This window comes from Streptomyces sp. NPDC012474, from assembly GCF_042955185.1.
Lineage (GTDB): Bacteria > Actinomycetota > Actinomycetes > Streptomycetales > Streptomycetaceae > Streptomyces > Streptomyces cahuitamycinicus.
This window is the reverse complement of sequence record NZ_JBIBEP010000007.1, coordinates 298,588-317,799: the sequence shown is the minus strand read 5'-3', so window position 1 is coordinate 317,799 and position 19,212 is coordinate 298,588. Positions and strand designations below refer to the sequence as shown.

Below are 19,212 nucleotides of genomic sequence, written 5' to 3'. Positions count from 1 at the left end.
ACGACATGTCGACGACCACCAAGCTCGACGTCCCGGACTCCGCCACGGCCAAGGCCTCCCCGGCCAAGCCGCGGCGGGGTCTGCGGGGCAGTCCGGCCTTCACCTTCTGGCTCTTCACCGGCCCGTTCCTGATCGGTCTGGCGATCTTCGTCTACGCGCCGATCCTCTGGAGCCTGTGGCTCAGCTTCTTCGAAGCCCGCTTCACCGTCACGCCCGACAAGTTCGTCGGCTTCGACAACTACGTCTACATGCTGACGAACGACGACTTCGTCGGCTCGCTCGGCACCTTCACCGCCTTCGCCGCGTTCATCGTGCCCACCACCTGGGCGCTCTCGCTGGGGCTGGCCCTGCTGGTGAACCGGCTGCGCTTCATGCGGGCGTTCTTCCGGTCGGTCTTCTTCCTGCCGACCGCGGTCAGCTACGTCGCCGCGTCGCTCATCTGGAAGATGTCCATCTTCAGCGGCGTCCGCTTCGGCCTGATGAATACGGTCCTCGGCTGGTTCGGGGTCGAGAACATCGCCTGGCTGATCGACCCCAACCCGCCCTGGTACTGGCTGGTCATCGTGACCGCCCGGCTGTGGCTGCAGTCCGGCTTCTACATGATCCTCTTCATCGCCGCGCTGCAGAACATCCCGGAGGAGCTGTACGAGGCCGCCGCCATCGACGGCGCCAAGTCGGGCTGGCAGACCTTCTGGTACATCACCCTGCCCCAGCTGCGGGCCACGTCCACCGCGGTGATCCTGCTGCTGCTCGTCGCCGCCTACCAGGCCTTCGACGAGTTCTTCAACCTGCTGTCGAAGACCACCTGGGGCCGCCCGCCCCTCGTCGAGCTGTACTACAAGGCCCTCGGCGAAAGCCAGGACTACGGCGCCGGCAGCGCGGGCGCACTCATCCTGACCGTGCTGATCTGCGCCGTGACCCTGCTCCAGGGCAAGATCATGGGCTTCGGAAGGGGGGACGAGTCCAAGTGACCACCACCATCCCCAAGGTGCGCAAGTCCGCACCGAAGGCGGACACACCCAGCCGGGCCGGGCGCGGCGGCGGTGTGATGAGCTCCACCGGCCTCTACATCGCCACCGGCGTCGCCGCCCTGCTCTTCCTGATCCCGTTCTACATCCTCGTCCGCAACGCCCTCTCCACCGACGCCGAGATCACCGGAGAGAACTGGAAGCTCTTCCCCACGGACATCCAGTGGGGCAACATCAGCGAGCTCTTCAGCGACGAGACGGTCCCCTTCGCCCAGACCCTGTGGAACTCGGCGGTCGTGGCCACCCTGCACACCGTGGGCGTCCTGCTGGTGTGCTCCCTCGCGGGCTACGGTCTGGCCCGCATCCCGTACAAGCACGCCAACAAGGTGTTCTACGCCGTTCTGGGAACCCTGATGGTCCCGACCGCCGTCACCTTCGTGCCGAGCTTCGTGCTCGTCTCCTCGCTCGGCTGGGTGGACACCTACCGGGGTCTCATCATTCCGGGCCTGTTCAGTGGTTTCACCTGCTTCCTCTTCCGGCAGTACTTCCTGGGGTTCCCCAAGGAGCTGGAGGAGGCGGCGCGCATGGACGGACTGGGTTACTGGGGTGCGTACTGGCGTGTCGTCGTACCCAACTCGCTGAACTTCTTCGCGGCTATGGCGACCATCACCTTCATCGCGGGCTGGAACGCCTTCCTGTGGCCGCTGGTCATCGGGCAGGATCCGAGTTCGTGGACCGTCCAGGTGGCGCTCTCCAGCTACATGACCAACCAGACCGTCGTTTTCCACATGATCTTCATGGCCACGGCCATTTCCATCCTGCCCCTGGTGTTCGTCTTCCTCTTCCTCCAGCGCTGGCTGGTGCAGGGGATCGCCCAGACCGGCATCAAGGGCTGAGCTAGGAGACCGATGTCTTTCCGCACGACCCCATCCGTCGACTACGTCGAGGACGTCTCCCCGGGCAGCGGCGCCCTGCCGCCCCGTGCCTGGTACGCGTCCTCGGACGCGCGGTCCCTGTCGCTGAACGGGAGCTGGCGGTTCCGGCTGTCCGCGACCGCCGGCGCCGAGGACGACTCGTTCGCCGAGGAGGGCTACGACGCCGGGAACTGGGCCGATGTCACGGTCCCCGGGCACTGGGTCCTCCAGGGCGACGGGGCGTTCGGCTCCCCGATCTACACCAACCACCTCTACCCCTTCCCGGTGGACCCGCCGTACGTCCCGACGGAGAACCCGACCGGTGACCACCTGCGCGTCTTCGACCTGCCGTCCGACTGGCCGTCGGACGGCGCGGCGGTGCTGCGCTTCGACGGTGTCGAGTCCTGCGCCCGTGTCTGGCTCAACGGCACCGAGCTCGGCGAGTTCAAGGGCTCCCGGCTGCCGCACGAGTTCGCCGTCGGTGAGCTGCTGAAGCCGGGGAGCAACGTGCTCGCCGTGCGCGTGCACCAGTGGTCGGCGGGGTCGTACCTGGAGGACCAGGACCAGTGGTGGCTGCCGGGCATCTTCCGTGACGTGACGCTGCTGCACCGCCCGGCGGGCAGCGTCGCCGACTTCTTCGTGCACGCCTCCTACGACCACACCACCGGCGAGGGCACCCTGCGCGTCGACTCCGACGTCGACGGGCGGGTGCTCGTCCCGGCCCTGGACATCGATGTCGCGACCGGCGAGCCGGTGACGGTCGCGGTGCGGCCGTGGACCGCCGAGACGCCGAAGCTCTACGACGGCGTGCTGGCCACGGACGGGGAGCGGGTGCCGCTTCGGATCGGTTTCCGTACGGTCGTCCTGGAGGACGGGCTCGTCAAGGTCAACGGCACGGCCGTCCTCTTCAAGGGCGTCAACCGGCACGAGTGGCACCCCGAGCGGGGCCGCGCCCTGGACCTGGAGACCATGCGCGAGGACGTGCTGCTGATGAAGCGGCACAACCTCAACGCCGTGCGCACCTCGCACTACCCGCCGCACCCGGCCTTCCTCGACCTGTGCGACGAGTACGGCCTGTGGGTCATCGACGAGTGCGACCTGGAGACCCACGGCTTCACCGAGCAGGACTGGCGGGACAACCCGGTCGACGACGACCGCTGGACCCCGGCCCTGCTGGACCGTGCGGCGCGGATGGTCGAGCGGGACAAGAACCACCCGTCGATCGTGTTCTGGTCGCTGGGCAACGAGGCCGGCACCGGCCGCGGTCTCACCGCCATGGCCGAGTGGATCCACGACCGTGACCCCGAGCGCCTCGTGCACTACGAGGGCGACTGGAACTGCCGCGACACGGACGTGTACTCGCGGATGTACGCCTCCCACGACGAGGTCGAGAAGGTCGGGCAGCAGCTCGACGGCGGTACCCGTAAGCGGCGCGAGCTGCCGTTCATCCAGTGCGAGTACGCGCACGCCATGGGCAACGGCCCCGGCGGTCTCGCCGACTACCAGGAACTGTTCGAGAAGTACGACCGGCTGCAGGGCGGGTTCATCTGGGAGTGGATCGACCACGGCGTCAAGCACGCCGAGCTGGGCTACGCCTACGGCGGTGACTTCGGCGAGGAGCTGCACGACGGCAACTTCGTGTGCGACGGGCTGGTCTTCCCGGACCGGACGCCGTCGCCGGGCCTGATCGAGTACAAGAAGGTCATCGAGCCCGTCCACATCGAGGGCGACGGCGCGAACGGCATCGTGCGGATCACCAACAAGCAGGACTTCGCCGATCTGTCCGCGCTGGCCTTCGAGTGGTCGTGCCAGGTGGACGGTGAGACGGTCGAGTCGGGTTCGCTGTCGGTGCCTGCGCTGGCGCCGGGCGAGAGCGCCGAGGTGAAGCTGCCGGAGCCGCCCGTGGACGGCCGGGGCGGCGAACGCCAGTGGACCGTGCGCGCGCTGCTCGCCGGCGACACGGTGTGGGCCGCGAAGGACCACGTCGTGGCCTGGGGCCAGTTCGCGGTGGGGGCGCGGCCGCTGCCGTCCTTCCCCGCGACCGACCGGCCCGTGCCGGACGAGGGCCGGATCACGCTCGGCCCGGCCGCGTTCGACGCCCGCAGCGGTGCGCTGCTCTCGATCGGCGGGGTGGAGGTCGGCGCGACGCCGCGGCTGGACGTGTGGCGGGCGCCGACCGACAACGACGACGGTGCCGAGTGGCAGACGGACACCCGCTACGGAATGCTGTGGCGCACGCTCGGCCTGCACCGGATGCGGCACCGCCTGGTCTCGGCCGAGGCGGGCGACGACGCTCTGACGGTACGGACCCGGGTGGCTCCCGCCGCCCGCGAGGTGGGCCTGGACACGGTGTACCGCTGGACGTCGGACGGCGAGCGGCTGCGGCTGTCCGTGTCGGTGACGCCGGAGGGCGACTGGACGGTGCCGCTGCCCCGGCTCGGCGTCCGCTTCGGGCTGCCGGAGGCGGACCGGGTCGAGTGGTTCGGCGGCGGTCCCGGCGAGGCCTACCCGGACAGCAAGGCAGCGTCCCTGGTCGGACGTTGGCAGTCCACGGTGGACCGGCTGCAGACGCCGTACGTCCGCCCGCAGGAGAACGGCGCCCGTGCCGACGTCCGGTGGGTGGAGCTCGGCGGTCTCAGGATCGAGGGCGACCCGGAGTTCTGGTTCACGGCGCGGCGCTGGACGACCGAGCAGCTCGATGCCGCCCGGCACCGGACCGACCTCGCGGCCGGCGACACGGTGTGGGTCAACCTCGACCACGGGCTGCACGGCATCGGCTCGCAGTCCTGCGGCCCGGGGCCGCTGCCGCAGTACTTCCTGAAGGCGGAGCCGGTGGAGTTCTCGTTCGTGTTCTCGACCACCAGGTAAGAAGCTGATTGATCGATTGACCGATTGATCGACATTCCGACAGTGTCAGGGTGTCGTCCGCGGCCGGTCGGCCCTCGTGCCGACCGGCCGCTGCTGTGTTCACCGCAAGGAGCAGGTGGGTCGGTTGAGTGTCGCCATCGAGGTCCGAGGACTGTCCCGTACCTTCCACACCACCGTCCGCCGCCCCGGCTTCGCGGGCGCCGACCAACGCGATCGGCGACCTGACGGCGGCGGGCCTGATGGTGGGCACGCTCTCCCGCAGTGACCTGGACTGGACGGCGGGCCGCGTCACCTACCTCGTCGCGGCCGTCCTCGGCGGCATGCTGCTGGAGGCGGCCCTGTTCACGGTCGTGGCCGGCGCGTCCCTGCGCTTCCCGGCCGCCGGCATGTGGGGCCGCCGGCTGGAGGAACTCCTCGGCGCGTTCGGCAGCTACCCGCTGAACGTCCTGCCCTTACGGACTGCCGCTCGGGTTCGTCGCCTACTTCCCGGCCGCGATCCTCACCGGCCACGGCCACACGACCGGAGTCCCGTACTGACTCGCGGCGGCCTCACCCCTGCTCGGGCTGCTGGCGTATCTGGCGGCGCGGATGCTGTGGAGGTGGAGTCTGCGGCACTACAGCGGGATCAACGGCTGACGGCCCGGCCCGAACCGCGGATCGGGGTGAGCAGGCCCGTGACGGCCAGGGCGACGCAGGTCGCTCCGGCCGCCAGGGCGACCGGGGCCGTGCCCTGCTCCTCCGCGGCCCAGGTGAGGACGGCCGCGCCGATGGGGGCCGCCGCGTACTGGAGGGTCCAGAAGGCGGAGGTGACGCGGCCCAGGAGGTGTTCGGGGGTCACCTCCTGGCGCAGCGACATCGAGCAGGTGCCCGCCATGCCGGCGCAGGCGAGGAAGGCGGCGCTCAGGGCCGCGACGACGGGGACGTCGCGGGCCCAGCCGAGACCGGCGAAGGCCAGGCCGCACACCGCGACCGAGCCGGTCCACGTCGGGCCGAAGCCGAAACGGCGGCGGACCCGGGCCACCAGCAGGGCGCCGGTGATGGCGCCGAGCGCGCCGACCGCCATGACCGTGCCGACCGTGCCGTCGTCGTGGCCCAGGTCGTGCTTGAGGTGGTAGATGACCAGGTCGTTCAGACCGAGGGTGAGGAAGCTGAAGCCGAAGAGGAGGGCCGTGAGGGAACGCAGCACGGGATGGCCGTAGAGGAAGGCGATGCCGGTGCGCAGGTCCTGCCAGAGGCCGGTGCGCCTGCCCTGCCGGTCGTCGGGGGCGTGCTTTCGGAAGCGGACGAAGAGCAGGCAGGTGGCGGAGAGCCCGAAGCTGGCCGCGTCCACGCCCACGGCCACCGCCGGGCCGGACCAGGCGGCGACCAGGCCGGCGCACAGCGGGCCGAGGACGCCCGCCGCGGCGGCCGTGGCGTTCAACCGCCCGTTGGCTTCCGTGAGTTGCCCGGTGCCGACCAGCGCGCGCACGACCGTGACGTAGCCGACCGCGAACAGCATGCCGACGGCCTCGCACAGCGGCAGGACGACGTACAGCAGCCAGAGCTGCGGGCCGAACAGCCACACCAGCGGGATCACCCCGTACAGCCCCATGCGCACGAGGTCGCAGGCGATGAGCAGCCGGCGTCGGTCCACCCGGTCCACGACCGCCCCGGCGAACACCGCCGCCACGACCGCCGCCGCCCCTCCGACCGCCGTCAGCAGGCCCATCCGCGCTACCGACCCCGTGGACTGAAGCACCAACAGGGGCAGGGCGATCAGGGCGAAGGAGTCGCCGAGCACGGAGAGGGTCTGGGCGACCCAGAAGACGCCGAAGTCACGCTGCCGCCACAGGGGGCGGGTGCCGGGTAAGCCCTCGTCGGCGACGCCCTCGCGCCGCGCCGCCCCGTGCGTCATGCCGTGCCCCCCATGTCCCCCGCTCCCTGGCCTCGGCAACCCTACGACTCCCTGCCGCGACCGAGGAATGCCGCACCCGCCCGCGTTCCGATGTCCGCGAACGCCCGCGAAAATCCGGTACCGGTGGGCGGCGCGGACGGAGTAGCGTCCGGACCGTGAGCTGAACTCTCCCGCGGTGTCCCGGACACCGCAGACGCGAACCCGGCCCGTACCCCTGACGTTCCGCGCGGAGAGACCACCATGCACATCACCCTGGGCAACACTCCTGACGACACCGTGGCCGCCTTCACCGCACGGGCGGCCGCCGATCCCGGCGTCGCCGGGCTCGTGCTCAGCGGCTCCCGCGTCCACGAGGGCATGCCGACGGTCCACTCCGACTACGACCTGCACGTGATCCTGAGGGATCAGCACGCCTCGCCGATCGCCGAGTTGGACCGGTTCCGCTCCGCCCACCTGGACCTCGTGGTCATTCCGCTGGCGGAGTTCCGCACGCGCGGCATGCCCGGCCGCCCGGACAGCTTCGCGCGCTACTCCTACGTCCACGCCGAGGTGCTGCTCGACCGGCTCGACGGGACCGTCGCCCGGATCCTCGACGAGAAACGGACCCTGGGCGCCGGTGAGGCCGGGGCCGCTGTCGACGGCTGGCTCGACGCGTACGTCAACCAGACGTACCGCTCCCTGAAGAGCTACCGCGACCGCCGCCCCGCCCTGGGCCACCTGGACGCCGCCGAGTCCGTCCCCTTCGCCCTGGAGGTGCTCTTCGCCCTGCACCGCCGCGTCCGGCCCTACAACAAGTACCTCCGGTGGGAGCTGGAGCGGCAGCCGCTGGGCGAGCCCCGGTGGGAGGCGGGCCGGCTCCTGCCGGTCGTCCGTCGCATCCTGGCCGACGGCGACCCGCCCACCCAGCGCACCCTCTTCGCCGACATCGAGGAGACGGCACGGCGGGCCGGCCACGGCCCTGTGCTGGACGCCTGGGGCACGGAACTGGAACTCCTGCGTCACCCCTGACTCAGCAGGATTTCAGCGCCGGGCAAGACCTCCACGGCTCCGTCCGGACGGCAGAGCGTGGGCTTCACGGGCCGGGCGGGGAGATCGACAAGCCGGGTGTGGTGTACCCGCCGATCCGCTGAGCCCCGGGGATGCTCATACGGGCGCACACGTCCGTGATCTCAGCGGCCTCGAGGGCTCCTTGTCGAAGACGGACCTCATCAGCGTCGGCGGTCGGCCCCACGTGGTCACGGGAGGCTACGATCACACCGTGCGCCGGTGGGAGGTTCTCACCGGAGAAACCGTCCTCCACCTCGCCGGGCACACCGGCCCGGTCAACGTGGTCCGCTGTGTCGACCTCGACGGCGAACCCCACGCCCTGACCGGCGCCGACGACCACACCGCCCGCCTCTGTAACCTCCGCACAGGAGAATGCGTCCAGACGATCGCCCTCCCCTTGGCCGTCACAGCCGTCACCGCGTCGACGACCAGCTCTTCCTGTGCTTCGCCAACGACATGGTCCTGTTCGAGAGGTAGGCCCCGACAGCCCATGCCCAGAGCCGGCCTCACCCCCGACCGCCTCGTCACCGCCGCGGCCGACCTCGCCGACGAGGCCGGCCTGGACCACGTCTCCCTCTCTGCCCTGGCCCGCCGCTTCGGGGTGAAGGACGCGAGTCTGTACACCCACGTCCGGAACCTCAAGGACCTGCGCACGCGGATGGCCCTCCTCGTGGGCGGCGAGATGATCGACCGGATCGCGGCGGCGGTCGAGGGGCGGGAGGCCGGCAGGGACACGCTGCGCGCCTTCGCCGCCGCTTACCGGGCCTACGCCCTGGAGCACCCCGGCCGGTACGCGGCGACACAGATCCCAATCGACCAGGAACTGGTCGCGGACTCCCCCGCGATGCGCCGCACGGCCGACGTCACCTACGGCATGCTCCGCGCCTACGGACTGGAGGAACCGGACCTCACCGACGCCGTGCGCCTGCTGCGCAGCACCTTCCACGGCTACTGTGCCCTGGAGTCCACCGGCGCCTTCGGCGCGCCCCGTGACGTGCAGGCCTCCTGGGACAGGGCGATCGACGCCCTGCACGTGCTGCTTCTGAACTGGCCCCGCGAGAAGAGGACGGGCGTCGGCTGAACCCACCCCGTCCGATGACCGGACCGGTGCCACAGCCGAGCTGTACGCCCTCGGCACCGGCCCCTGGACCATGATCCTCGCGCGCGACTCCCCGGGCGGCGGGTCCTGGGTGAAGCCGTACGACTGGATCGACGGTGCCGAGGCCGACCCCTCCGGCCCCGCCGTCCTGGAGTGGTTCGGCCGGACCACGGCGCTGCTCCACCGGGCCGGTGAGGGAGCCGTCGAGGGCCCGAGCGACGGGTACGGCTGTCGACCGGGTACGGCGAACTCGCGCTGCCGTACACCACGACGGTGTTCGCCTCGCCCTGGGACGTCACCCTCGACGAGATCGCCGTCGAGACGTTCTTCCCGGCGGATCCGGGCGCGGCGGCCACGCTGCGAGCGGTCGCCGGCTGGGAAGTCACTCCGCCATCGGCCCCTGGCCCGCCGCGCGGCCCGGCGCGGCGAGCCCCGCCACGTCGTCGTACGACGGTGTCGCACCCGTCGGTGTCCGGCCGGCCCGGAGGTCCGCCGCCGCCTCCAGGGCCGCGCCCAGCGCCCGCCGGTACAGCAGCGAGCCGAGGCTGACGCGGCGTACGCCGATGCCGGCGAGGCGGGCGACGGGCGGGCCGCCGGGCGAGTGGAGGACGTTGAGGGGCACCTCCAGGCGGCGCACCAGGACCTCGATGCCGCGCGGGTCGGTGAGGCCGGGCACGAACACCCCGTCCGCGCCCGCCTGCTGGTAGGCGTCGAGGCGGGCGAGCGTGCCGTCGCCGTCGCCCAGCCAGTGGGTGTCCGTGCGGGCGTTGACGAACAGGCCGGGCACGGCCCGCTTGACCGCCGCGATCTTCGCCGCGTGCCGGGCGGCCGGTCCGAGTCCGTCTTCGAGGTTGATGCCCACCGCGCCGACCGCGTACAGCTCCCGCGCGAACTCCGCCACCTCGTCCGGGTCGTCACTGAATCCGCCCTCCGCGTCGACGGACAGCAGGAACGGCTCGGACCCGAGGGCGACGGCCAGCCGCAGCGTCTCCTCGCGGGTCGCCGCGGCCCCGTCGGGCAGTCCCGCGGCCGCCGCGACGCCCAGGCTCGTCGTCCCGACGGCCGGGAAGTCCTGCCCCGCAAGGGCCCGGGCGGACGCGTGGTCCCAGGCGTTGGGCAGGAGCAGGGGCTCCCCGGCACGGTGGAGGGCGGCGAAGGCGGTCACGGCCCGGCTCGACGGCGTCTGCTGCGGATGTGCGGTCATGCCGCCATGCTGGACCCGGTTCGCTTCGGCGCCGACCGAACCATGGAGGCACCGCGAGGCGGACCCGGCCGCGCAGACCTCGACGGAGGCCGCGAGGCGGACCCGGCCGCGCAGAGCTCAGCCGACGTTCACCCCGGCCCCGTCCAGCCGGACCCGCACCTCAGGCCCCTCGCTCCAGCGGACCTTCAGCTCCCCGTCCCCGCGAGCGGTCACGGCGACCGTTTCCGCCAGCGGAGCCGGATCCGGCTCGGCGGTGAGCCGGGCCAGGGCGACGAACAGGGTGGAGTCCCCGGTCGTGACGCCGGTGAGGTCGTCGTCGAGGCCGACGACGGGCAGCAGTTCCGCCCGCAGGCCGTCCGGTGCGCTCCAGCCGGTCACACGGACCTCCGTCCCCGGCTCCGCGCCCACCACCAGGTGCGCACGCACCTCCACCGCCCCGTGCGCCAGCACCGCGCTCGTCACCCGGGCTCCCCCGCCCGCCGTGTGCCGGGACGCCGCCCAGCCCTCGCCCGCGCCGAGCGGCTCGATGCCGGTGCGGCTCGGGTCGCCGGCGACGAGGACGCTGTTGTCGTACGTGTGCGCCGGCGCGGTCACGGTGGAGTACGCCAGCCGCGTGTAGTACGGGTCGTAGCGGACGTCCTCGCTGCCGTGGTTGTGGAGCCGGACCACGCCGTCGGAACGGGTCGACTGGAGCAGCCAGTTGGGCGGGCCGACGGCGGTGACGAAGTCCGCTCGTTCGGCGGGGGCGGGTTCCTCCGGTGCCGTCCAGACCTCGTGGTCCGGGGGCAGGAGCAGGCCGAGGAAGCCCTTGCTCGCCCAGTACGGGGAGGCCGGGCCCGAGTAGCCCTGCAGGACGGACTCGTCGGGGCCGTGCCAGCCGAGGGAGAGCAGGCCCCGGTCGTCCACGGCGCCCCGGTCCAGGAAGTACTTCAGCGCGCCCGAGGCCAGCCGCCGGGTCTCGCCGGGGGGCAGGGGCGTACGGCCGGTCAGCGCGCCCAGCCACAGCGGGGCCGTGGTGGCGAAGCGGTACGTCAGGGAGCGGCCCTGGTGCATGGGGGCGCCGTCGCCGCCGAAGAGCCGGGAGTAGTCGGACAGGTGGCGCGAGAGGCGGTCGCCGTACAGGTCCAGCAGGCGCTCGTCGCCCTCCAGCCAGGCGTGCAGCACCGGGTAGAGGTGCATCGCCCAGCCGTTGTAGTAGTCGTACTTGCGGCCGTCGCCGTCGGTGTACCAGCCGTCGCCGACGTACCACTGCTCGATGCGTTCCAGGCCGCGGTCGATCGCCGCGCGGGAGGCGTCCGGCTCGTGGCCGATCTCGGCGAGGAAGCCGCCCACCGTGACCGGGAACAGCTCCCAGTTGCAGGGCCAGGGTTCGGCCGTGAGGGCGTCGCCCAGCCAGGCGGCCGTCCGCTGGCGCACTCCGTCGTCCAGTCGGTCCCAGAGCAGGTCCCGGGTCAGGCGGAGCGCGAGGGCGATGGACGCGGCCTCCACCAGGGGCTGGCTGCGGTCCTCGATGCGGGGCCAGACGCCCGAGACGCCGGCGTCGAGGCCGGTCGCGTAGCGCTCCAGGGCCTTCTCGTCGCGGCGGAAGGCGGCGAGCAGCAGGGTGCGGGCGTAGCCCTCCAGGCCGTCGGAGAGGCGGCCCGACCAGCTGGCCCGGTCGCCGGGCAGGTGGTAGAGCGCCTGGTCCTCGCTCGCGTACGGCTCTACGGCGGTGAGCAGGGAGTCGGCCGCCGCCTCCCAGTGGGCGCGGGTGCAGCCGGTGAACGGGGACGTCGTGCGGTCGGCGGGAGGCAGGTGCATCGGATGTCTTTCGTGCTCGGGCGGGTGGATACGGATCGGGCCTGGGGCGCCCCGGTTCCGGTCGGGGCGCCCCAGGGGTTCATCCCACCCGCACCTTGCCCTTGGGCACCAGATGCCGGGTGACGAGTTCGTCGCGGACCAGGGCCGCGTAGGCCGTCGCACCGCGCACGGAGGTGTGCGTGTTGTCCCGGGCCTCGTCGGTGAGGTACAGCGCCTTGGATCCTTCCACGCCGAGGGACTCCACCAGTGCCTTGGTCTTCGCGGTGAGGTCGATCAGCGGGACGTCCTGGGCCGCCGCGACCGAGCGGGTGACGGCCGGATGGTCGACACCGAGGCCGTTGACCAGGAGCGCGGTTCCGTTGTTCAGCGTGCCGTCGGGGTTGAACCAGCGCCGCACGATGGGAGTGACAAGGACCGGCTGTCCGCCCCGCTGCCGGACTCCCGCGACCAGGGTCTCCAGGTTGGCCCGGTAGGTGGCCTCGTCCGTGGTCTTGTCGTTGTGCGCGAGCTGGACGAGCACCAGATCGCCGGGGCGGATCAGGGGCCGTACGGTGGCCCACAGCTTCGGGTTCCCCAGATACGAGACCGTACTCTCCCCGGAATCGGCGTAGTTGGCGACGGACACTCTCTCGCGGAGGTACTGGGGCAGCTGCTGGCCCCAGCCGGAGTACGGGTCGCCGGGCTGGTCGCAGACGGTGGAGTCGCCGACCAGGAAGATCTGGCGGGCGTGCCGGGCGGGGGTGACCTTGATGCCGGCCAGGGCGGGGGCGGAGCCGCCGATCCTCAGGTCGAGGCCGGGGGTTCCGTCGGGGCCGGTGGGCTCGCCCTCGGGGGTGCGAACGTCGACGGTGAAGGTGCGGGTGACGCGCTTGCCCGCCGGTGCGGCCGTCTCCGGCAGCAGGGACCGGCGGGTCTCGCCGCTGACGCTGGTGGCGGAGGCGGTCTTCCCGCCGAGGGTGACCCGGACGTCGTAGGTGCCCGGCGTGACGTCGAAGTGGCAGGTGCCGGCCGTGCAGTGGGCGAGGCCCCGGCCGCCGTTCCCCGCGCCCGCGTGGGCGGGTACGGACGACAACGCGGTCCCCAAGGTCACCGCCGCCATGACGGCGATGCTGAAACGTCTCACTCCGGGCTCCTCCCAGCACACGACAAGTCCTGGAGGGGGACCGTACCGCTCCGGACAAGCGCTTTCTAGACCCCAAGCAGCATTCACCAGATCGCCGACTACACCCGAGTGAAAGCCCTTTCGTGAAATCGATTCAACTCTCGCCCAGGCGGCCGCCGCGCACACCCGCACGTCGGTGTGACGACGGCGTACGCGAACGGCCGGCCCCGGGTCACCGTCAACGGCACCTGGACCCCGGCGATCCCCGCCGCGCCCACCTGCGCGCCCCAGGGGCCGTCCGGATCGTCATGTCCCGCGCGTCCACTGCTGGTTGGTGCCTCCGTTGCACGTGTACGTGATGAGCGCGGCGCCGTTGGCGGTGGACGCGCCGTTCACGTCGAGGCACTCGCCGCTCGCGCGGGACTTGACGTTGACGTACGAGCCGGTGGTGGTCAGCGACCACTGCTGGCTCGTCGCGGAGGAGGCGCAGTTCTCCTGGGTGACCGTGTTCGCGTTCTCCCGCACGCAGAGGCTGCTGTTCCGGACCATCAGCTGGTAGTAGCCGCTTCCGACGGACTTGAACCAGTACTTCTGGTTGGCGCCGCCGTTGCAGTCGTACTGCTTGAGCTGGGCGCCCGCCGCCAGCGACTGGCTCGTCACGTCCGCGCACTTGGAGGAGTGGCGGGCGATCAGCGTGTTGTACGTGGCACCGGTGCCGGTGACGGTCCCGGCCGCCGTGTCGATGGTGACCTCCGGCGACCAGGACATGGACATGGTGGTCGAGTTGGAGAAGGTCAGCGGCAGCCACACGTACCGGGAGTCGTTGACGGTGCCGCCGAAGGAGTTGCCCCAGCGGTCGCCCATGTACAGGTACGAGGTGCCCGAGCTGCCCTGCACGGGCAGGACGAACGCGGTCTGGGAGCCGTAGGCCGTCGAGTCGCCGACGTTCTTCATGGCGGACCAGGGCCCGGCGAGGTTCGTGGCCGTGGCGTACTGCTGCTGGTTGGGGTTCCAGCCCGTGGCGCCGGAGGTCAGCATGAAGTACACGCCGTTCCGCTTGAACAGGGCGGGGGCTTCCCGGTGGCCGCCGGGCCAGGGGTTGGCGACCAGGCTCGCGATGCCGGTGTGGTCGGCGGTGAGCCGGTAGATCTGGAGGTCGTAGTTCTCGCGGGCGGCGGAGATCATGTAGCCGGCGCCGTCGGTGTCGGTGAAGACCGTGATGTCGCGGGACATGTGCTGGCCGAGCGGCCGGAAGCTGCCCTTCCAGGTGTAGTTTCCGTCGACGGTGTCGGAGACGGCGACGGCCGCGCGGGCCTCGCTGTAGTCGGTGCCGTTCTCCTTGTGCATCCACATGACGAACTTGCCGGTGGAGGCGTTGTACATGACCTTGGGCCGCTCGATGTTGGCGGTCGCGAGCTCCGGGGCACTGGCCTCGGTGAGGACGTGGTTGCGGAACTCCCAGTTCTTCAGGTCCGTCGAGCGGTAGGCGTCGACGTACCGGAAGGTGTTGTCGGGGTTGCGGTGCTCGCCGAACCAGTAGTAGTAGGTGCCGACCTTGAGGACTCCGCCGCCGTGCGCGTGGAGGGGGCCGCCCGAGGTGTCCGTGAACTGGGTGCCATTGGTGACGGTCCGGGGCGCGGCCTGGGCGGGTCCGGCTGTGGCGAGGGCCGTGAACAGGCCCAGGCACAGGGCGAGGAGGGTGGCGAACGCACGTCTCATGTCATTCGCTCACCTTCACCGCGTCGGCGATCGGGACGCCGAAGTCGGGGGTGCCGTCGCGCTTCCAGCCGAGCTTCTGGACGCGGGTGTGACGGTTGGGGTCGTTCAGAGGGTCCCCGTTGATCTCCTTGTACTGGCGGGCGTGGTAGACGAGGACGTCGGTGCGGCCGTCCTCGGCGACCGTGAAGCAGTTGTGGCCGGGGCCGTACTGCTTGGTCGTGTCGTTGCTGGTGAAGACCGGGGTCGGCGACTTGGTCCAGCTCAGGGGGTCCAGGAGGTGGCTGTCGGCGTCGGCGGTCAGCAGGCCCACGCAGTAGTTGAAGTCGGTGGCGCTGGCCGAGTACGTCATGAAGAGCCGGCCGTTGCGCTTGAGGACGTACGGGCCCTCGTTGACCTTGAAGCCGATGCACTCCCAGTCGTACTCCGGGGTGGAGAGCCGCACCTGCGGGCCCTTCAGGGTCCACGGGTTCGCCATCTCGGAGAGGAAGATGCCGGTGTTGTTGTCCAGTCCGGGCTCGTGCTGGGCCCAGGAGAGGTAGCGCTTGCCCCGGTGGGTGAAGGTCGTGGCGTCCAGGGAGAAGGTTTCCCAGGCCGTCTTGATCTGGCCCCGCTCCACCCAGGTGCCCTTGAAGGGGTTGGGGTGGGCGTTCTCCAGCACCCATATCCGGATCGCCCAGACGTCCTCGGCGGGCGCGGAGGCGAAGTAGATGTACCACTTGCCGCCGATGCGGTGCAGTTCGGGCGCCCAGATGTGGGCGCCCATGGGGCCGGTGGCGTGGGCGCGCCAGATGACGGACTCGTCCGCCGTGCCGAGTCCGCCCAGGGTGCGGGAGCGACGCAGGATGATGCGGTCGTACTCGGGGGCGGTGGCGGTGAAGTAGTAGAAGCCGTCCTTGTGCCGGTGGATGTGCGGGTCGGCCCGGTTGCGGACGAGCGGGTTCACGAAGGGGGCCGGCTTCGGGCGCCCGGCGGGTGTTCCGGCAGCGGTTTCGCCCCGGGGCGCCGCTTCGGCGACGCCGGGGAGGGCGGGGACTGCGGCCAGGGCGCCGGCGGCTGCGGCGCCCTTCAGCAGCAGTCTGCGGCTGGGGGGTTCGGGCAGAGCGTGGTCGCGGTCGCGGCTCATGCGGTGGGGCCTGCCTCTCACTGAGGGACACACGGTGTCGTCCGATGCGGCGTCTGAGATGTCGAACACCATCTGTCATTACGAACGGTGGAAAGGTAAGGGGGTGACACGAGGAGGTCAACGGGTCTGACGGGAGCAACCCGTCCGGCCTGTTCCGGAAACAGCGGGCGCCGAAGTTTCTGTTATCGGCGAGGGCATGACCCGTCTCCGGTCATGTGCCCAGCCTCACCCACACCACAGCAGCGGCCGCGGGCGTCCTCGCGGCGGTCGCCTCACTGCTCACCGCTCCCCCGGCGGTGGCCGCCGGCCCCCGGGACGTCACGGCCGACGTGCTGGCCGGGCGAAGCGTGACGCTCGACGGCGACACGGTCGTCACCGTGCCGCCCGGGACGACGACGTACGACGGCGTCTTCCGCGGCGAGGGCACGCTCACGGTGCGCGGCGGCGGAACGCTGGTCCTCACCAGGGACAGCGACTTCACGCTCCCGAAGTCCCGGCAGCGGCAGCAGGTGCTCACGCCGGGCGGCAACCACCCGTACGTCACCGTCACCCGCCCCGACCCGCCGGCGATCACGGTGGAGCGGGGCGCGACGCTCCAGTACGGCGACGGCGGGACGACGGGCCTGATCGGCCACTTCCCGTACAACACCCCGGCGTTCCGCCTCAACCAGGACAACATCCGCGTCGACGGCACCCTGCGGCTGTCGCTGAAGAGCGCCTACAACCTGGGCACGATCAGCGGCTCGGGCCTGATCACGCAGCCCAGGTTCCTGTGGGGCACGTGGGACCTGTCGGGCACCCACTCCTTCTCCGGGGTGATCGACAACGGCACGCAGACCAACGCCGGGCGGCCCGAGTACGCGACCTCGCTCCCGCGTGTCCGCAAGGTCCTCAACCAGGGCACCTGGACGGCCGACACCCCGCTGGGCCGGACCGTCACGATGGGCATGGACTTCTACCAGCGCGAGTACGGCAGCGACATCAACGTCCAGTCGCGGCCCGGCGGGAAGGTCGTCCTGACCGGGCAGTACAGCTGGTCGGACCGGGGCGGCGACACGGACCCGTCGCTCAGCGACCCGGCCCTCAACTGGACGCCGGCCCGCAGACACGTCAACAAGCGCGGCACCAACATCAAGGGCGCGAACGTCCGGTGGGGCGACGGCACGACCGACCGGATCTTCATGCCGGGCACGGCGGAGACGGTCTACATCAACCTGCTGGCGGCCCGCTCGCGCTCCCGGCTCACCTTCGACTACAACGGCCCGGTGACGCTGGGCGCCCCCATCGGCGGGGGCAGGTTCCACGACACCCTGTCGGCCCCCGGCGCCGGCGACATCGTGATCGCGGGCACCCCCGGCAACGACGTGACCTTCGCGGCCGTCCAGTACTACGACGGCTCCACCACGGTGGAGAAGGGCGCGGTCCTGCGCCTGGGCAGCGGCGAACGGGGCGGCGACGGCGGCCTGTACACCGGCGGCGCCCACTACCGGCTCGTCAACGACGGCTCCCTGGTCCTGCGCAACACGGCCAGGCCCCTCACCCTGTCCCGCGTCGGCGGCAGCGGCTCCCTCACCCAGTCGGGCACCGCCCCGACGACCCTGACGGGCGGCGGGATCACCTACACCGGGACGACCACGGTCACCCGGGGCACGCTGGCACTGCGCGACGGGGCCACCCTCACCCGCAGCAGGTCGATCCGGCTCACCACGGCCGGCGCGAAGCTGGACGCGGGCCGGCCGGGTCTGCGCGTGGCGACGACGCTGACCGGCGAAGGCACGGTGAGCGGCACGGTCACCAACGACGGCACCGTCACGACGGGCCTCACCGTCGACGGCTCCTACACCCAGAGCCCGAAGGGCTCACTGGTCCTCCGCGACGAGCCGCTGACGGTGACGGGCCGGGTTCGGCTGGCAGGGCACCTCGACGTGCCGGCCGCTCCTCACACGGCTCACGACATCACCGTGCTCGACCACAGGGGCGAGGCCAGAACCTCGGGAACCTTCACCGGCCTGAGGGAAGGGGCCCGTGTGAAGCGGGCGGGCAGGACCTACCGCATCAGCTACCGGGGCGGCGACGGCAACGACGTCGTCCTGACAGCCGTCACCACCGCCGGCCACTCGGCCACTGCCCCGTCCGCCCCGGCCCCCGCGAACCCGCGCAGCGCCGGAGCCTCGGACACCGTCGGCTTCGGCTGGTGGCCCTACGCCCTCGGCGCCGCCCTGACCATCAGCCTCGCCATACCGGTGGCGACACGACGCGGGCGGAAGGGGCGCGGGGGCGGACGGCACGCGGGCCGCGGGCGGCGCTGACCCGCCCGGTGCTCCTTCTCTTCCGTCGCCGGGCTCAAGGACCATTCAGCGGCCGCTGGGGGCTTCGGGAAACCCGAGCCCGGGAGCCAGCTGTCGTGCCTCGGCCGCCCATTCGGCCAGGAACGCCAAGGTCAGGCCCCGCTCCCGGTAGCGGAGTCCGGCCGGGACGGCGCCCCCGCCGCCATAGGCCACCGGCTCCTCGTCCGCCCGGGCCAGCATCAGTGCCGTGAGCCAGTCGTACTTCACGGCGGAAGCGCACACGCCGAGCCGTACGAGGCGTTCGTCGCCGTGCCAGCCGCTCCCGCGCAGTCCCTGCACGTAGGCGTCGTACGCCGCCTTGGCCAGGCCGGGCAGCTCGGCGGCGGGCACGAACAGGTCGAAGACGGAGTCCGGGAGGTAGTTGCCGAGGTCTTCGCCGAGGGCGCCGTCGCCGGTGAACGCCCAGTCGAGCAGGACGCTGGTCCCGGCGCCGCCGCAGCGGACGTTCGCCGGCCACTGGTCGAGGTGGCTCAGGGCGCGGGGCAGCGACTCCATGACCGTGAGGAACCACTCCCGGTCGTGGTGGAGGCGGACCATGTCCTCGCGCAGGCCGGGCGGGAAGTGCTCCCGGATCAGGGGGTGCCGCCAGGCCCGGTCGTCGTCGAGCAGGGCCTCATCCGTCGTCCTGTCCGACGTGTAGTCCCGCAGGAAGCGCTGGGAGAGCCATGGGGTGTCCTCCCCCGCACCGACCGCGCCCTGTGCGGCGCCCAGGCGGTGGGCGTGGTCGACGTGGCGGGCGAGGGACCAGGTCGTCGCCGGTTCGCCCGGCACGTCCTCCAGCCACAACGCCACGTCGCCGTCCGGGCGTTCGGCACACTCCAGCAGCCGGGGCGCGCGGATGCCGTGCCGCCGCCAGACCTCTGCCAGCCCGGACCGGTAGACGTACGCCTCGCGGCGCCAGAAGTTCCAGTGCCGCGGGTCGTTGGACGCCGACCACGTGACGCCGGTCTCCTTCGTGCGCGTCAGCACCTTCAGGACGGCCGAGCGGCCGCCGCCGGCGACCCGCCACACCCCGGCCGTGACACCGTTCGCCGGGTTGTGCGGGAGCGGCTCGAACACCGCCTCGTGCGCCGGGACCTTCAGGACCTCGCGGACTTCGGCATGCGCTGCAGCGACTTCGGGCATC

13 protein-coding genes and 1 pseudogene are annotated in these 19,212 nt (G+C 71.6%); 7 read left to right on the top strand and 7 right to left on the bottom strand.

All coding sequences use genetic code 11. From position 1 onward, the window contains the following. The first annotated feature begins 5 nt into the window (after positions 1–5). The 4 genes and pseudogenes from ACFY9S_RS18565 to ACFY9S_RS18550 form a co-directional block, all read left to right on the top strand. Positions 6–971, top strand: coding sequence for an ABC transporter permease subunit (locus ACFY9S_RS18565; protein WP_391129447.1), 966 nt, complete (start codon positions 6–8; stop codon positions 969–971). Next, a complete protein-coding gene (locus tag ACFY9S_RS18560; protein ID WP_180989680.1) occupies positions 968–1,864 on the top strand; it encodes a carbohydrate ABC transporter permease in 897 nt (298 codons plus the stop codon). The genes ACFY9S_RS18565 and ACFY9S_RS18560 overlap by 4 nt, the downstream gene beginning before the upstream one ends. Positions 1,865–1,876: 12 nt before the next feature. After that, on the top strand, positions 1,877–4,750 hold the full coding sequence (locus tag ACFY9S_RS18555) for a glycoside hydrolase family 2 TIM barrel-domain containing protein (RefSeq protein WP_391129444.1): 2,874 nt from the start codon (positions 1,877–1,879) through the stop codon (positions 4,748–4,750). A 200-nt stretch (positions 4,751–4,950) separates the two neighbouring features. Continuing rightward, a pseudogene (locus ACFY9S_RS18550) lies at positions 4,951–5,386 on the top strand (ABC-2 family transporter protein); the annotation flags it as partial. Here ACFY9S_RS18550 and ACFY9S_RS18545 read toward each other — a convergent pair. Further along, the gene (locus tag ACFY9S_RS18545; protein ID WP_391129441.1) at positions 5,376–6,644 is read right to left on the bottom strand and encodes an MFS transporter; all 1,269 of its coding nucleotides are present in this window, start codon (positions 6,642–6,644) and stop codon (positions 5,376–5,378) included. The pseudogene ACFY9S_RS18550 and the gene ACFY9S_RS18545 overlap by 11 nt on opposite strands. A 240-nt stretch (positions 6,645–6,884) precedes the next feature. Here ACFY9S_RS18545 and ACFY9S_RS18540 point away from each other — a divergent pair, with 240 nt between their 5' ends. Both ACFY9S_RS18540 and ACFY9S_RS18535 read left to right on the top strand, forming a co-directional pair. Next, on the top strand, positions 6,885–7,652 hold the full coding sequence (locus ACFY9S_RS18540) for a hypothetical protein (protein ID WP_391129438.1): 768 nt from the start codon (positions 6,885–6,887) through the stop codon (positions 7,650–7,652). Between the two features lie 529 nt (positions 7,653–8,181). After that, positions 8,182–8,772: a WHG domain-containing protein gene (locus ACFY9S_RS18535; RefSeq protein ID WP_391129435.1), complete on the top strand. Its 591-nt coding sequence runs from the start codon at positions 8,182–8,184 to the stop codon at positions 8,770–8,772. A 400-nt stretch (positions 8,773–9,172) separates the two neighbouring features. Here ACFY9S_RS18535 and ACFY9S_RS18530 read toward each other — a convergent pair whose 3' ends face one another. From ACFY9S_RS18530 to ACFY9S_RS18510, 5 genes are all read right to left on the bottom strand, one after another. Beyond that, positions 9,173–9,994, bottom strand: a complete 822-nt coding sequence (locus ACFY9S_RS18530; RefSeq protein ID WP_391129432.1) for an isocitrate lyase/phosphoenolpyruvate mutase family protein — start codon at positions 9,992–9,994, stop codon at positions 9,173–9,175. Between the two features lie 117 nt (positions 9,995–10,111). Continuing rightward, entirely contained in the window at positions 10,112–11,794 is a 1,683-nt protein-coding gene (locus tag ACFY9S_RS18525) for a DUF2264 domain-containing protein (protein WP_391129429.1), read from the bottom strand. Between the two features lie 79 nt (positions 11,795–11,873). Continuing rightward, positions 11,874–12,917: a GDSL-type esterase/lipase family protein gene (locus ACFY9S_RS18520; protein ID WP_391129426.1), complete on the bottom strand. Its 1,044-nt coding sequence runs from the start codon at positions 12,915–12,917 to the stop codon at positions 11,874–11,876. Positions 12,918–13,202: 285 nt separating this feature from the next. After that, positions 13,203–14,615: an RICIN domain-containing protein gene (locus tag ACFY9S_RS18515; RefSeq protein WP_391129424.1), complete on the bottom strand. Its 1,413-nt coding sequence runs from the start codon at positions 14,613–14,615 to the stop codon at positions 13,203–13,205. A gap of 1 nt (position 14,616) precedes the next feature. Next, positions 14,617–15,738, bottom strand: a complete 1,122-nt coding sequence (locus ACFY9S_RS18510; RefSeq protein ID WP_391129421.1) for a family 43 glycosylhydrolase — start codon at positions 15,736–15,738, stop codon at positions 14,617–14,619. 215 nt (positions 15,739–15,953) lie between these two features. On the opposite strand from ACFY9S_RS18510, the gene ACFY9S_RS18505 reads away from it, so the two are divergent. After that, complete coding sequence (locus tag ACFY9S_RS18505) at positions 15,954–18,047, top strand: autotransporter (protein WP_391129418.1); 2,094 nt, start codon at positions 15,954–15,956, stop codon at positions 18,045–18,047. A gap of 45 nt (positions 18,048–18,092) precedes the next feature. Here the strand turns inward: ACFY9S_RS18505 and ACFY9S_RS18500 are convergent, their stop codons facing one another. Continuing rightward, complete coding sequence (locus ACFY9S_RS18500) at positions 18,093–19,211, bottom strand: aminoglycoside phosphotransferase (RefSeq protein WP_391129415.1); 1,119 nt, start codon at positions 19,209–19,211, stop codon at positions 18,093–18,095. Position 19,212 lies beyond the last annotated feature (1 nt).

Coding starts and splice junctions, on each gene's coding strand:
- ACFY9S_RS18565 (WP_391129447.1), top strand. CDS start 6: ATGTCGACGACCACCAAGCTCGACGTCCCGGACTCCGCCACGGCCAAG.
- ACFY9S_RS18555 (WP_391129444.1), top strand. CDS start 1,877: ATGTCTTTCCGCACGACCCCATCCGTCGACTACGTCGAGGACGTCTCC.
- ACFY9S_RS18545 (WP_391129441.1), bottom strand. CDS start 6,644: ATGACGCACGGGGCGGCGCGGCGCGAGGGCGTCGCCGACGAGGGCTTA.
- ACFY9S_RS18540 (WP_391129438.1), top strand. CDS start 6,885: ATGCACATCACCCTGGGCAACACTCCTGACGACACCGTGGCCGCCTTC.
- ACFY9S_RS18535 (WP_391129435.1), top strand. CDS start 8,182: ATGCCCAGAGCCGGCCTCACCCCCGACCGCCTCGTCACCGCCGCGGCC.
- ACFY9S_RS18530 (WP_391129432.1), bottom strand. CDS start 9,994: ATGACCGCACATCCGCAGCAGACGCCGTCGAGCCGGGCCGTGACCGCC.
- ACFY9S_RS18525 (WP_391129429.1), bottom strand. CDS start 11,794: ATGCACCTGCCTCCCGCCGACCGCACGACGTCCCCGTTCACCGGCTGC.
- ACFY9S_RS18515 (WP_391129424.1), bottom strand. CDS start 14,615: ATGAGACGTGCGTTCGCCACCCTCCTCGCCCTGTGCCTGGGCCTGTTC.
- ACFY9S_RS18510 (WP_391129421.1), bottom strand. CDS start 15,738: ATGAGCCGCGACCGCGACCACGCTCTGCCCGAACCCCCCAGCCGCAGA.
- ACFY9S_RS18500 (WP_391129415.1), bottom strand. CDS start 19,211: ATGCCCGAAGTCGCTGCAGCGCATGCCGAAGTCCGCGAGGTCCTGAAG.